Raw genomic sequence first — 14,437 nt, 5'->3', positions numbered from 1 at the left:
ACGACAAAAAGCGACACATCCATTACACTAATTGAAAAGGGGGATACATAAATAACTATGAAAACAATTTCGACATTTATTACAGCACATGCGAAAGCAATCGTAGCTATATGGCTTATTATTTTTCTAGCTATGGCTTATTTTGCTTTACAGCTTCCGGGTAAACTTCAAGGGGATGGCTTTTTTGTTGAAGGCGATCATACCTATGTTACAAATGAGCTAGCAGAAAACTTTGATTTGCCTTCTGATACGATTTTGATTGTCTTTGATCAAGCAAAAGATCAAAAAATTGAAGATACTTTAAAAAAACTCGATCGTATAAATGAAATACATTCAATTCAATCGCCTTTAGAAGATTCCTCTTTACGTAAAGATGACATTGCCTATGCGATGGTTCATTTAAAAAATGATGTTGAGAATCTTCCGGAGATTGTCGAGGAATTCCGTTCATTAATTGAAGGAGACGGCATTAGCATTACTGGAGGACCCGTTATTTCTGCTGACATTAATACAGCCAGCCAAAAAGATTTAGCGTCAGCTGAAGCCATTGGGTTACCAATTGCCATTGTTGTTCTTTTATTGGCTTTTGGTACAGTGATTGCTTCTATCCTACCCATTGTCATTGGTATTGTTACAGTCGTTACTGCCTTCGGAATAATGACATTACTTAGCGGCAGTGTGAATCTATCTATTTTCGTGTTAAATATTGTTCCAATGCTTGGGCTTGCTTTAAGTATTGATTTTGCCCTACTGTTTATCAATCGTTACCGAGAAGAGCGTGCACATACCTCTATTGGACAAGCTATTCAAACTGCTATACAGACAGCAGGACGTTCCATTATTTTCTCCGCAGTTTGTGTCATGATAGGTTTAGGCGCAATGATTGTTATTGATGTAGAGATTTTTCACAATATCGCTCTCGGGGGCACAATCGCCGTCCTATTAGCCGTTCTTTCTGGTCTAACATTACTCCCTGCCACAATGATGCTTTTAGGAGATAGACTTAATAAATGGCGTATATTGCGTGTTAAACCAGGTGGTGCGAACCGTTGGCGTGGCTTCGCTGGTTTTGTCATGAAACATCCCGTTGCGATTGTCATTTCAGCATTATTATTACTTGGTATTGGTATGCTCCCATTAAAGGACATCAAACTAGTGATTCCACAGGTTGACTCCTTACCAACCAAATATGATGCACGTTCAGCATATGACCAATTAGATAAAACATTTGGACTCGGTGAATCATCTACTTTATATTTGTTAGCTGAACGCAAAGAAGGTTGGGAAGATAGTGAGGCACGAGAGCTTATTTATACTATTCAAGAAAAGCTATTAAAGGATCCGTTAGTCTTAGAGGTCTCTACAATATATACAGCCGCGAATATTCAAACACCTGAAGAATTATCAGCATCTTTAGCTGTTCCACAGGTCGCGGAACAATTAAAACCTGTTATTCATACCTTTTCAAAGGATACACAACTATTTATCCCAATTACCATTGATGCAGCAGGTTCTTCCACTACTGCTCAAACGTTTGCACGAACATGGATGGAAAAAGATTTAAATGTAAGTTTTGCTCTTGGGGGGCCAGCTAAATTTAACCAAGAGATTTTCGATGAAATTGCTAGTAAAATTGTTTTGGCTATCGCCATTATCATCGTCTCTACATTCTTTATTTTAATGCTTGCATTCCGCTCAGTCTTAATTCCATTAAAGGCGATTATCATGAACATTATTGGTCTTTCATCTGCATTCGGTATACTCGTTTATATTTTCCAATATGGACATTTTGGTATTGAGGCAGGCTCAATTGTCTTGATTATTCCTGTCATTGTTTTCTGTCTCGTGTTTGGTTTAAGTATGGACTACGAAGTCTTTTTAATTTCTCGTATCCAAGAGGAATATTTAAAAGGGGCAGATAATACACGTGCAACCATTGATGGGCTGACATCTACTAGCCGTATTATTACATCGGCAGCGCTTATCATGATTGTTATCACAGGAGCATTTGCTTTTACGGACGTCATGCCTGTAAAACAAATTGGTGTAGGGATAGCCATTGCTGTTGCTATTGATGCGACAATTATTCGTCTAATGCTTGTACCTAGTCTCATGAAACTATTTGGCGATTGGAACTGGTGGCTACCATTTTCAAAGAAAAGTAAATAAACGAATTAAAATCCGCCTCTCCATAAAAAGAGGCGGATTTTTCAATTAAGCATAGATACTGTTATACCATTCTTTTGCTGCATGTACTTCAGGAATAGTAAGCTGATGTCCAAAATCAAACCATTTTGTCGTAACCTTAGCACCTGCTGAAGTTAACAGTGTTTCTAAATCCTCAGATTCTTGTGCAGTACACATCTGATCATTCGTACCAGCACCGATAAATACAGGAATAGAAGAAAGTTGCGGTAATTCAATTCCACGTCTTGGTACCATTGGATGATGTAAAATAGCTCCCGCTAATGCATCATCATAATGGAATAGCAAGCTTGCCGCAATATTAGCACCATTTGAATAACCTATCGCTACAATTCGTTGCCGATCAAAGCCATATTGCTGTGCTGCCTCCTGTAAAAATTCATATAGCTCCTTTGTACGAAAGATTAAATCCTCTATATCAAAGACACCTTCTGCTAGTCGACGGAAAAATCGTGGCATTCCATGTTCAAGTACATTTCCACGTACACTTAAAATATTAGCTGTTTCATCTATCTCTTTTGCCAGCCCAATTAGACTTTCTTCATTACCTCCCGTGCCATGTAACAACAATAACGTCGGTTTTGTTTCATCTGTCCCTTTATAAAAAATGTGTTGCACTGACAATCACCTCTCAATTATCTTGAATTCGAGATAATTGTAGCCTGTGGCAAAATTAAATTCAAGCTTTTTGACTTATTAATTTCTCGATTCTCTCGATTTGGTTGTTCTTCGTGATTTTTATAAAAATTAGTAATGGTATAAACTGAAAATAAACATGCTGCAATCACCACAACAATAACAATTCCCACTAATTTTTTCCCGTTCATTGATATTTATCCCCCGTATTTTTATTTCTTTGTACGAAAGCCCTCTTCTAGTAAATATTCCTTTGCTGCATCATACGTACCAAATGCCTCTTCAAGATTTTCCCCATGATATACATTCCAAGAACGTTGCTCAAAAGCAAGTTGCAATTGAGCACCTTCTCGGCTATGCCAAATCTCTATAATCGGCTCCTGCTCTTCTACTTCTTCTGATAAGTACTGAATCGAATCTTCAATAATTTCACGAAGCTGTTGCTCATCAAAATCACGAATATTCACTAATCCTTTTTCGTTAGCCACATGCTCATAGCGTAATAAATCCCCAACAAAGACAAATCCATTGCCATTGGGATGTAGCTTTTCAACTACAACTGTCTTTTCATAAAGACTGTCCATATAGTGATAATTTAAGCGTTTTAATGAAATTTCCTTTCTTGTTAGTTCAGTAAACGATTCAATAACCGCTTGTTTTTGTTCAAATGTTAGCATATAAAAAATGCTCCTTTTCTTTACAATCTATCTTACAGTATAACGTATTTTTTGTTTTTTTATCGTGACGTTTCTAAATCATTTTTGCCAATAAAAAATAGGACAAGCTTATACTAACAGCCTATCCTATAAAAAATATCATGTCTGATTAAATATTTTTTCGCGTGCAAATTTTATTACTTGTGCAACATATAGTTCTCGATAAGGAACAAATTGTGCGTTACTAACTGGTCGGACAATATTCATGCGTTGACCATCTGGAAAATATTCGTAGCCTTCAATATTTAACGTCGTTGTTTCGCCTAAGAAAAATGCCTCTGCTTCATCAAGTCTTGCTCTCACTACACCAGAGACTTCTTCATACTGTAATACAAAGGAATCCCAATCATGTTGGAAGGGATATATGTAGACATGGCAAAATTCATTGTCGATCATATTTTCAGAAACAATACTACAAGAGGTCATGCCCATTTTCACTACTTCATGGACATCTATATCTAGACCCAGTTCTTCTTTTACTTCACGAATACCTGACTCAACTGTTTCAATAGCTAATAGATGCCCTGCTGCTGTAATATCAAGCAACCCTGGGTAATCCTTTTTCTGCGAGCTACGTACTTGAAAATAAATATAGTCTTCATTGACAAGCCAGCAATGAAATGTCTCATGCCAAAGCCCTTTTTCATGTACTTCTGCCCGTGTCGCTGTGCCAATTTGCTCATGCCGTTCGTTAAACACTTTTACAATTTCTTGTTCCATTTTTTCGGCTCCTATACTGACTTCGTCGCTTTTTTCTTAATCGCATTACGTTGATCATAAATATTAGATACGATAACCTTTAGTACCGCGTAAAATGGTACAGCAATAATAATACCAATAAAGCCTGCAATATTACCCGCTGCTAAAATAATTGTAATAACGGTTAATGGGTGAATATCGAGTGATTTCCCCATGACATTTGGTGTAATAAAGTTGCTATCAATTTGCTGTGCAACAAGGGTTACAACAGATACCCAAACAACTAAAATAGGATCTTGAATAACTGCCACAATCAATGCTGGAGCAAAGGCTATCCAAGGCCCAATGAATGGGATCATATTCATAAAGAACGCAAAGATCACTAACAGTAACGAATATTCTAATCCAATAATTAAATAACCGACATACATGATGAGTGCTAATAAAAAGCTAATCTGCAGTTGTCCCTGAATATAACTGCGTAATACATCATCAATTTCACTTAATGTCTTTTTTACCCATTGTTGACGCTCGCCACTGAAATATTTATAGATAGATGGGGCAAATTTTTCATGATCCTTTAGCATAAAAATAAAGAAGAATGGAATTAAAATAGCTAATAACGACACAGAAACAATGGATTGTAAAAAGGACACAAATCCCTTACTCGCTACTACTGCGATATCCTGTACAGAATTCGCCATTTTTTCAATAACATCATTTAATTGCTGTGGGAAATTATCTTTATTTTGCGTTACATAGTCTGTTAGTTGTTGGATGCTCGTACTAATACTCGTACTAATCATAGGGGCATTCTTCACTAATTTATTAACTTGCTCGGCAATCGGATTACCGATAATCCAGCCAAATATCCCCGCAATCGCTATTAACCCAAATACAATTGTCAATATACTTGCCCATCTAGGCATTCTCCGTTTTTCTAAAAATCTCTGAATCGGTTCAGTCACATAATATAGGACACCACCAAGTAATAAAGGCACAAAAATAGCTTTTAATATAATGACTAGTGGTGAAAAAATCCAATGAATCTCTATAAAATATTTAATGATTAGTAGTGTAAGTAATATCCCTACGCCTACTTGAAACCAAACTTTCCTCGTCACTTTCATTCACTTCCTTTTATCACAGTTACTGAAAATACTACTGATATATTAACCATTTCGCAAGTATCCTAGTATTTTTAGACAAAATAAAATTGTATGGAGATGATCAATTAAAAAATTCGCTCACTTCATGGAAGTGGAGCGAATTTATAGATTAATTAAAGTGAGGAGTCATCAACTGAATTTAAGTATGCCTCAATTTCCCCAATAACCGATTCAACACAGCCGTTCTCAAATGGCGAAATTAAGCCTGCCTCTTTTACTAGCTTTGTAAAGGACATAGATCCTCCTAAGCCGCATAAATGTATATAATCTTTCCAAGCAGCCTCAAATTCTTCACGTGAACGCTTCCAGAACTGGAAGGCGCAAATTTGGGCTAGCGTGTAATCAATATAATAGAACGGGCTCGCATAAATGTGACCCTGACGTTGCCAAACGCCCCCTGCTGCAAGATAGCTATTATCGTCATAGTTACGATGTGGTAAATATGTTTCCTCGATTTTCTTCCATGCTGCCTTACGTTCAGCTGGTGTCATTGTAGGATTTTCATAAATAACATGTTGGAACTCATCTACTGCAACACCATATGGTAAGAATAGAAGACCGCTACTTAAATGTGTAAATTTATATTTCTCTGTATCTTCTTTAAAGAATAGTTCCATCCATGGCCACGTGAAAAACTCCATACTCATTGAGTGAATTTCACAAGATTCGTAGGTTGGCCACAAATATTCTGGTATGCCAATATTACGACTTGAATACACTTGGAAGGCATGTCCAGCCTCATGTGTTAACACATCAATGTCACCTGACGTTCCGTTAAAGTTCGAGAAAATAAATGGGGAATGATAGTTTTCAATAAATGTACAATAACCACCACTCTCTTTACCTTTCTTCGCTACAAGGTCCATTAATTCATGCTCAATCATGAAGTTGAAGAATTCTCCTGTTTCTGGTGATAACTCCTCATACATTTTCTTACCATTTGCTACGATCCACTCTGGATTACCCTTCGGTGTAGCATTGCCTGATAAGAAGTTTAATGCTTCATCATAGAATTTAAAATCTTCAATACCAATACGCTTTGCCTGGCGCTCATATAGCTTCGTTGCAACAGGTACGATTAAATCTCGAACCTGATCACGGAATTTTTTTACCATTTCAGCATTATAATCGATACGATTCATGCGAATATAACCTAGCTCTACATAGTTTTTGTAGCCTAGTTTAACAGCAATTTCATGACGCACCTTTACAAGCTCATCATATAAACGATCAAATTCTTCCTCATGTTCAGCAAAGAAGCCAAAACGAGCATCTGTCGCAGCCTTACGTGTTTCTCGTTCAGTTGATTCCGAAAATGGGCCAAGCTGAGCAAGTGTTAATGTCTCTCCATTAAATTCGATTTGTGCGGAAGCAACAAGCTTATTATATTCAGAAACAAGCTTATTTTCTTTTTGCATTAAATCAATCACTTCTGGGGAGAACCCTTTAATTTGATAGGTTGCTAGATCGAATAATTGCTGACCCCATTTTTCTTCTAATTGCTGACGGAACGGTGAAGCAATTAATGCTTTATAGTATTCTGTAGTTACTTCCTCTAGCTCTGGACCAACTTCATCGAAATAATCACGTTCTGCTTGATAAAATTCATCATTTGTATCAATAGAAGCACGAATATATACTAAGTTAGCCATTGTAGCAAAGTCATTACTAATTGTATTTAACTGTTCAATGATGCCACTTTGCTCGTCCATAGATTGTGCATTTTTAAATTGTTCGATGAGAGCTAATTGTTGCTCTTTCATAACTGCCACATTTGGACGGTTGTATTCATAGTCTTTAAACGTTTTCATTGAAGTCCCCTCTTTCTGGCCTATCCCCGTAATATTTCTATTATATGCCAAATGAAACCTATTAAGAAACAATTATCTACACTGAGCAATAGTTTTTTTACGAGGAAGCACTAGATAATTTTTCAACGAAGGACATAATTATTTAATAGCCTATAATATATGTTTTTAATAATGCGGCTCTTTCTCTTATTCTTAGTTTAGCTTCTACTGACTTAGGTGTTTTGGCCGCTACGACATCCACTTCAAAATTTAATGCTTCAGCTAGATATTTGGCACGTTTCAAATGAAAGTCATTAGAAACGATGGTGATTTTCTTTGTCTCTTTTGGTAATAGTTCTTTAGAAAATACTAAATTTTCATAAGTCGATGTAGATTGATCCTCTATGATAATTCTTGAAGCCTCAATACCTTTCTGTTCCAGATAATCTTTCATGACAGATGCCTCTGTTCGATCTTCATCAGGTCCTTGCCCACCTGACACAATAACCTTAACATGCGGATAGTTTGTTAAATATTGTACCGCCACCTCTAATCTACTTTTTAACGACAGCGATGGTACACCACCAGGCTTTACTTTTGCTCCAAGTATAATCATATAATCGGCAGAGCCATTGGCATTTGGTTCAACTCCCTGCTCGATTTCTTTTCCCAACCAGATATAAAGAACAATGCCCATACCTACTAGAAGAATACATATACTTATCACCCATTTTTTCACAAATCACCCCTCCTTTACCTTTTATTAACGTGGATAAAGTAAAAAGGATGCTTGGTCAACAAGCATCCTGAAACATCATCTCAATATAAAGCGTTTAATGGACTCCTGTAATGCAGATATTTCATCAGTTAGATCATTAGATGATTCACTAACAAGCTGGATTGCTCGTTGTTGCTCATCTACAGACGCAGTGACCTCTTCAGATGCAGCAGCATTCTTTTCACTAATCAAGGCTATGCTTTCGATCGATTGCATCATATCATTCTTAGAGTTATTTAAATATTCTACACCCTCTGTCATATCTCCTATGAAGGCTATTATCTTTTCAACAGCCAATTTAATTTCTTTAAAGGACGTCTCTGTTACTATGACAGAATCATTTTGCTGACGCACAATCACATGTGTCTTCTGCATCTCATTGTTGACTAAGTTTGTTTCACTTTCAATACCCTTTAACGTCGTGCGTACAAGCTCAGTCGCTACAGCTGTTTGATCAGCAAGCTTTCGTACTTCCTCTGCAACAACTGCAAATCCTTTGCCCTGTTCACCAGCTCTAGCTGCTTCTATTGAAGCATTAAGAGCAAGTAGGTTCGTTTGATCTGAAATTTCGGTTATCGTCCCTACAATACCTTCAATTTCACGCACCTTGACAATTAGACTACTAAAAACAGACTGCATGTTCTGAATCAACGTTGAAGACTCATTGGATTTTTCTTTCAAGCTATCTATATTAACAAGACCTTCTTCATTTGATTCCTTCATATGCTGGGATGTATCGAGCATTAATTCATTTTTTTCATGTAATCCTTCTATTAGACGCGCAAATTCTATAGCTGTTCGATTTGTATCTTCCGCATCAGATGCTTGCTGGACTGCGCCTTCCGATACTTCATTAATGGCTTTAACAATCTCATCTCCATACGCATTTGTTTCTTCAGCTACTGCTGATAGGTTGGCTGATGTTGATTGAATTTCTACTATCGCTTCCTCTACATCCGAAATAAGCGTTTTGAGCTGATCAACCATTTCATTAAAGCCTGCATTTAACTGTCCAATTTCATCTGAACGCTTTAAATGTTCAATGTCTACAGTTAAATTCCCCTTAGCTACTTCGAGCACACGCTTCGATAATTTTTGTACGGGCAATGCCAGATGTCTAGATACTAAAATAACAACAATGGTCCCTATAATAATGGCACCAATTAATGTTACAGCAATCACTATCAGTAAGGAATGTGCCCCTTGGTTAAAGTCTTGCATATACGTACCAGATGCAATAATCCATCCCCAATACGGATCTTTCTCAGAATAGATAATTTTGTCAGCTAAAACATCCTGACCTGGAAGTTCAAACTCATATTCTGTAAAGCCACCACCATCAAGTGCCTTTTCTGTTACTTCTCGAATAAAATAATTACCACTACTATCTTGGTCATTCCATAGATTGTCTCCTTCTCTAGTAGGGTGTGTTGTTAAAGTACCCTTATCATCTAGCACATAAATATAGCCATATTCACCTAAATTACCAGGATAGTTAATTGGTCGCTTCCCTTCACTATCTTTAGGACCAAGTAAAGCTTCTCGTACTCGCTCTTGTGCTACTTCTAAAGGAATATCGCCCTTTTCAACACTCTCATTTGCGAGTTCAATCAATTGCAAAGCCGATTCAACACTATTGTATAGTACTTGCTCTCCAATCTCCTCCATTCCATTTTTCGCCTTACCGTAACTAACTATTCCAATAATCAAACTTGGAATAGTCAATAGTGCTAATGAAATAATAATTAGTTTCCCCTGTATCGAACGTAAAAATCTCATACTTTAGCCCCCCCTATTTTCTTCGTTCAAATATATTAATTTATATTATGTTATGGTTTGATAGTTTTCACAATGGGTAAACGACAAATTATTTTCTAATTTCCCTTAATCTGGTTTAATTCTACATTTAATATGCAAAATGACACATTGATGGTAGTACTGTTTAATTTATGTAACAAAATAAAAAACTATTTTTCTACAAGATCTACGCTCATAGAAAAATAGTTCAAATTAATCAATAGCTTGTATTTAAGAGCTCTTCAGTGCAGACATCCAAGCCTTTTTTATTTGCCTTATAACTTGTCCTTTTAAAGAAATCGAATTGTGCCCTATTTCAATAATAAAACTAAGATATGATACTTATCCAAATAACTAATCCGACTAAAGTAGCGAACAATGTTGGGATTGTAAGAATAATGCCGATTTTAAAATACTGCCCCCAGCTAATTTTAATGCCCTTTTGAGCCAATATATGAAGCCATAATAATGTCGCGAGTGAGCCAATCGGTGTCATTTTTGGTCCTAAATTGGTGCCAATGACATTTGCATAAATTAGACCTTCTTTCATCATACCTGTTGCGCTTGTTTCGGAAATAGCTAAAGCATCAATCATGACAGTGGGTAAATTGTTCATAACCGCTGATAAAATGGCTGCTACAAATCCCATAGTAATAGTGGCTACTATAAAGCCTTGCTGCACAGCTTGGTCTAGCAAACTTGCCAATAACCCCGTCATACCTACATTTTTCAAGCCATAGACAACCACATACATACCAATTGAGAAGAACACAATATTCCACGGGGCCCCTTTTATAACTCTCTTTGTATCAACAAACGTACTGCGTTGTGCTAAACATAAGAAAATTGCCGCAACACCGCATAAAATAAAGGATACAGGGATGTGCAAAACTTCACCAATCACGAACCCCACTAATAGAATAACAATCACATACCAAGCTATTGCAAATAGTTTCGGGTCTCGAATTGCCTGCTTAGGATGCTCAACTGCCTCCAGAGAATAATCTTGTGGAATGGATCGACGAAAAACAATGTACAGGACTACTATACTTGCTATTAAAGAAAAGAAGTTAGGTACAACCATATGAATAGCATAATCTATAAAGCCGATCTCAAAGAAATCAGCTGATACGATATTTGTTAAATTACTAATAACAAAGGGTAAAGATGTGGTATCTGCAATAAAACCACTTGCAATGATAAATGGAAAAATCATTTTTTCCGTTAAGTTCAGCTTTCTCACCATTGCTAAAACAATGGGCGTTAATATTAAAGCGGCACCATCATTAGCAAATAAAGCCGATACAATAGCTCCTAAACAGGCAATATAAACGAATAAACGAATCCCGCTCCCCTTAGCAAGCCGTGCCATATGCAGAGCTGCCCATTCGAAAAAACCAATTTCATCTAATATAAGCGAAATTAAAATAATACCGATAAATGAAAGCGTGGCATTCCAAACAATCCCAGTTACCTCTAATACATCTTGCCAGGTGACTACGCCAATTAATAGCGCAATAGCTGCTCCTATACAGGCTGACCAGCCAATTGATAGTTTACGCGGCTGTACAATAACGAAAAATAATGTAACTAAAAATAAAATAATCGCTAAAGTAGTCTGCATATTTTCCTCCCTAATTAAAAACCAGTAGCCTTATAGCTACTGGTTTACTCATTTAGATTAGCGGTTTATTCACCTAAATCTGCATTGTGGAAGACGTTTTGTACATCTTCTAAATCTTCTAAAGCATCTATTAGTTTTTCAAACTTTGCTACATCGTCACCAGTTAATGTTACTTCAGTTTGAGGTAGCATAGATAGTTCTGCTACTGTGAACTCTTCAACACCTGCAGCCTTTAATGCTTCTTGTGTAGCAAAGAATTGATCTGGCTCTGCATAAATAATAACTGCTTCATCTTCTTCTAGAATATCACGAGCATCAATATCTGCTTCCATTAAAATTTCTAGTACTTCATCAGCAGTTTTGCCCTCTAAACCAATTACTGCTGTTGAATCGAACATATAAGCTACAGAACCACTGACACCCATATTCCCATTATTTTTACCAAATGCTGCACGAACATCAGATGCTGTACGATTCACATTGTTTGTTAAAGCATCCACGATAATCATTGTGCCTGCTGGTCCAAAGCCTTCATAACGTAATTCGTCAAAGCTTTCATCACCGCCACCTTTTGCTTTATCGATGGCTTTTTCTATAATATGTTTTGGAACACTATATGTTTTAGCACGTTCAAGAACTACCTTAAGTGCACGGTTTGACTCTGGATCTGGTTCGCCTGATTTAGCTGCCACATAAATTTCTCGACCAAATTTGGCATAGATACGGCTTGTGCTTTGATCTTTAGACGCTTTCTTTTCTTTAATGTTATTCCACTTACGACCCATTGTTTCCACTCTCTTTCAAAAGATAATTTTATAAAAATAATAGATACACATTTGCATATCTGAAAATGGTAATTAAATACTTATCGTATCTTTACTCTGCAAATAATAACACAATGATGCTTACAAAGCTAGATATACCAATGTTTAAGCGAACTTTTTCTAAAGCAATAACTGTTAAAATTTGCGCTATTTAGTATTGCCTTACAACAACTCTTGTTTTATTTTTACGAGTAACGCCTGACATCCCTCACGTACTAAATCGTAGGTTTCTTGAAAATCTCCCGTATAGTAAGGATCAGGGACGTCCTTATGATGCTCTGTTAAATCTAAAAAACGAAATATCTTTGGTGAATGGGGATCACCTAACATCGTACGGATATTGCGAATATTACTTTCATCCATACCTATAATGTAAGCAAATTTTTCAACATCAGCTTGTTGCAATTGTCGACCACGCATTCCTGTAGTAGAAATGCCATACTCTTTAAGCTTATCTTGTGTACCACGATGAGGGGGCTCACCAACATGCCACGAACTCGTAGCAGCAGAATCCACTTCAATTTTATCATTCAAATGCTCTTTCTCTATTAAATCACGCATGACAGCTTCTGCCATTGGAGAGCGACAAATATTGCCTAAGCACACGAAAAGTACTCGAATCATTCTACTATCCTCCCACAATAAAACACTCAAAATCAAGTTGATTCTGAGTGCCACTTTATTTTATTTGACTGCAATTCGTTTCTGTAATTCTTCTGTTAAAGCAATCAGTTCATGTTCAAGGTGTTGTGTAAATTGTTCACGACCTTCTTTGCCTTTACCTGTTACATAGAATGGCTCACCATAAATTAAATAGCCTTTGCCACGCTTCATTACATCTCCAGCATTGCGTGCACCAACATAAGCAGCAGGAACAATTTGCACCTTTGCCAGCTGTGCAATTGTAATCGCTCCTTGTTTTAAATCAGAGCCTTCTGCATTTCGAGTTCCAGATGGGAAAATCCCCACGATTTTGCCTTCCTTCAATAACTGTGAAGGAATTTTAATCACGCTTGGACCAGGATTATCACGGTCTACCGGAAAGGCATTTAAACGCTCAATAAGCCATCCAAGGCCTTTCATTTCAAATAATTGCTTCTTTGCCATAAAATGAATTTCCCGTGGATACATGGCTACACCAAGGTTTAAAATATCAACATAGCCTGTATGTGTACAAGCTATAATAAACCCACCGTCTTTTGGTAAGTTTTCTTCTCCATATACACGAGCCTTTGAGCCCATTAATTTCAATATTACTTTGACAACATTTGCTGCTAATTTATACACTGTTACATTCCTACCTTATTCAATAGTTATTCCCATTGTAATCGAAAAGACCAGTATACTGCAATTGCCTGCGACCATCTAAACCTTCCCCACTAGTAGATCTACATCGATTGTAATTGCATTTAATATGAGGTCTTTATCCTCTTTTTTATGCCAGCCCATTGGTGTCATTTCTAATAACGCGGGCACAAGATTCTCATCAAGTGGTAGAGTATAGGTAACACGTTCTTTGGTAACCTCATGAAAGCTATCTTGAAAACGTGCAACAATCTGCTCGTTAGAATAGGTTTCTTTGCTTGAATCTGCATATAATTGAGCACGCAGTTCCTGTAAGTATCCGCTTTGTGGCACAACCTTTACAATACGGCCATCAGGCGCAAGAAGCCGTTTAAACTCCTCATAATTGGCAGGTGATAAAATATTTAAAATTGCATCAAAGCTTGCTTTCGCAAACGGACTTTTCGCCAAATCACCTACACACCAAATTTGTTGTGGATAATGACGAGCTGCAGCCATTATGCCTTCTTTTGCTATATCAATTCCTATACCTATCCCATACTTTTTGGCCTTCATAATTCGAGCTAAATGTGATCCTTCTCCACATCCAGTATCAAGCACTGTTTTTGCAGGCGCTACAATCTCACTGATTTTAGCTTCCACTACATCATAGATTCCGCTATCAATTACAGCCTTGCGGGATTCAAAAAGACTCTTACTATATTTAGAGGAGACGCTATTCGTTAGCATATTGACATAGCCTTGCTTGGCAATATCAAATGAATGGTTGGCAGAACAAACCAACCTCCCTTGCTCATAAACATACATCGATTGCTGACAAACCGGACAAGCAAAAAGATTAATCTGTTGATCCATTAATGCTGCCCCTATTGCACGTTTAGATAATGCACCCAT

General features: G+C 37.0%; 14 protein-coding genes. 1 reads left to right on the top strand and 13 read right to left on the bottom strand.

The window, feature by feature from the left end; translation table 11 throughout:
* Positions 1 to 57: 57 nt before the first annotated feature.
* Entirely contained in the window at positions 58 to 2,169 is a 2,112-nt protein-coding gene (locus SJW71_RS02680; protein WP_431811725.1) for an MMPL family transporter, read from the top strand.
* Between the two features lie 45 nt (positions 2,170 to 2,214).
* Here the strand turns inward: SJW71_RS02680 and SJW71_RS02675 are convergent, their stop codons facing one another.
* The 13 genes from SJW71_RS02675 to SJW71_RS02615 all read right to left on the bottom strand — a co-directional run bounded on the left by SJW71_RS02675 (position 2,215) and on the right by SJW71_RS02615 (position 14,437).
* The gene (locus tag SJW71_RS02675; protein WP_274794753.1) at positions 2,215 to 2,823 is read right to left on the bottom strand and encodes an alpha/beta hydrolase; all 609 of its coding nucleotides are present in this window, start codon (positions 2,821 to 2,823) and stop codon (positions 2,215 to 2,217) included.
* Positions 2,824 to 2,840: 17 nt separating this feature from the next.
* Complete coding sequence (locus tag SJW71_RS02670) at positions 2,841 to 3,032, bottom strand: hypothetical protein (RefSeq protein WP_004231917.1); 192 nt, start codon at positions 3,030 to 3,032, stop codon at positions 2,841 to 2,843.
* Positions 3,033 to 3,053: 21 nt separating this feature from the next.
* The gene (locus SJW71_RS02665) at positions 3,054 to 3,518 is read right to left on the bottom strand and encodes a hypothetical protein (RefSeq protein ID WP_274794754.1); all 465 of its coding nucleotides are present in this window, start codon (positions 3,516 to 3,518) and stop codon (positions 3,054 to 3,056) included.
* A 138-nt stretch (positions 3,519 to 3,656) separates the two neighbouring features.
* On the bottom strand, positions 3,657 to 4,277 hold the full coding sequence (locus SJW71_RS02660) for an NUDIX hydrolase (RefSeq protein WP_431811724.1): 621 nt from the start codon (positions 4,275 to 4,277) through the stop codon (positions 3,657 to 3,659).
* An 11-nt stretch (positions 4,278 to 4,288) separates the two neighbouring features.
* Positions 4,289 to 5,386: an AI-2E family transporter gene (locus SJW71_RS02655; protein ID WP_274794756.1), complete on the bottom strand. Its 1,098-nt coding sequence runs from the start codon at positions 5,384 to 5,386 to the stop codon at positions 4,289 to 4,291.
* A 152-nt stretch (positions 5,387 to 5,538) separates the two neighbouring features.
* Positions 5,539 to 7,236 carry a M3 family oligoendopeptidase gene (locus SJW71_RS02650; protein ID WP_431811723.1) on the bottom strand — a complete coding sequence of 566 codons (1,698 nt, stop codon included), beginning with the start codon at positions 7,234 to 7,236 and terminating at the stop codon, positions 5,539 to 5,541.
* A gap of 142 nt (positions 7,237 to 7,378) precedes the next feature.
* Positions 7,379 to 7,912 carry a YdcF family protein gene (locus tag SJW71_RS02645; RefSeq protein WP_396631764.1) on the bottom strand — a complete coding sequence of 178 codons (534 nt, stop codon included), beginning with the start codon at positions 7,910 to 7,912 and terminating at the stop codon, positions 7,379 to 7,381.
* Between the two features lie 117 nt (positions 7,913 to 8,029).
* On the bottom strand, positions 8,030 to 9,772 hold the full coding sequence (locus SJW71_RS02640; RefSeq protein ID WP_431811722.1) for a methyl-accepting chemotaxis protein: 1,743 nt from the start codon (positions 9,770 to 9,772) through the stop codon (positions 8,030 to 8,032).
* Positions 9,773 to 10,118: 346 nt separating this feature from the next.
* Positions 10,119 to 11,414, bottom strand: a complete 1,296-nt coding sequence (locus SJW71_RS02635) for an arsenic transporter (RefSeq protein WP_312506992.1) — start codon at positions 11,412 to 11,414, stop codon at positions 10,119 to 10,121.
* Between the two features lie 65 nt (positions 11,415 to 11,479).
* Positions 11,480 to 12,199, bottom strand: a complete 720-nt coding sequence (locus SJW71_RS02630) for a YebC/PmpR family DNA-binding transcriptional regulator (RefSeq protein WP_431811721.1) — start codon at positions 12,197 to 12,199, stop codon at positions 11,480 to 11,482.
* 201 nt (positions 12,200 to 12,400) lie between these two features.
* A complete protein-coding gene (locus SJW71_RS02625; protein ID WP_274794762.1) occupies positions 12,401 to 12,862 on the bottom strand; it encodes a low molecular weight protein-tyrosine-phosphatase in 462 nt (153 codons plus the stop codon).
* Positions 12,863 to 12,922: 60 nt separating this feature from the next.
* On the bottom strand, positions 12,923 to 13,525 hold the full coding sequence (locus SJW71_RS02620; RefSeq protein WP_274794763.1) for a lysophospholipid acyltransferase family protein: 603 nt from the start codon (positions 13,523 to 13,525) through the stop codon (positions 12,923 to 12,925).
* Positions 13,526 to 13,603: 78 nt separating this feature from the next.
* A complete protein-coding gene (locus tag SJW71_RS02615; protein ID WP_431811720.1) occupies positions 13,604 to 14,437 on the bottom strand; it encodes a putative RNA methyltransferase in 834 nt (277 codons plus the stop codon).

Origin of the sequence: Lysinibacillus sp. FW12, assembly GCF_050817245.1 — a bacterium.
Classification (GTDB): Bacteria; Bacillota; Bacilli; order Bacillales_A; family Planococcaceae; genus Lysinibacillus; species Lysinibacillus irui.
The sequence above is the reverse complement of the archived record's forward strand: the minus strand, read 5'-3'. Positions and strand labels throughout refer to the sequence as shown.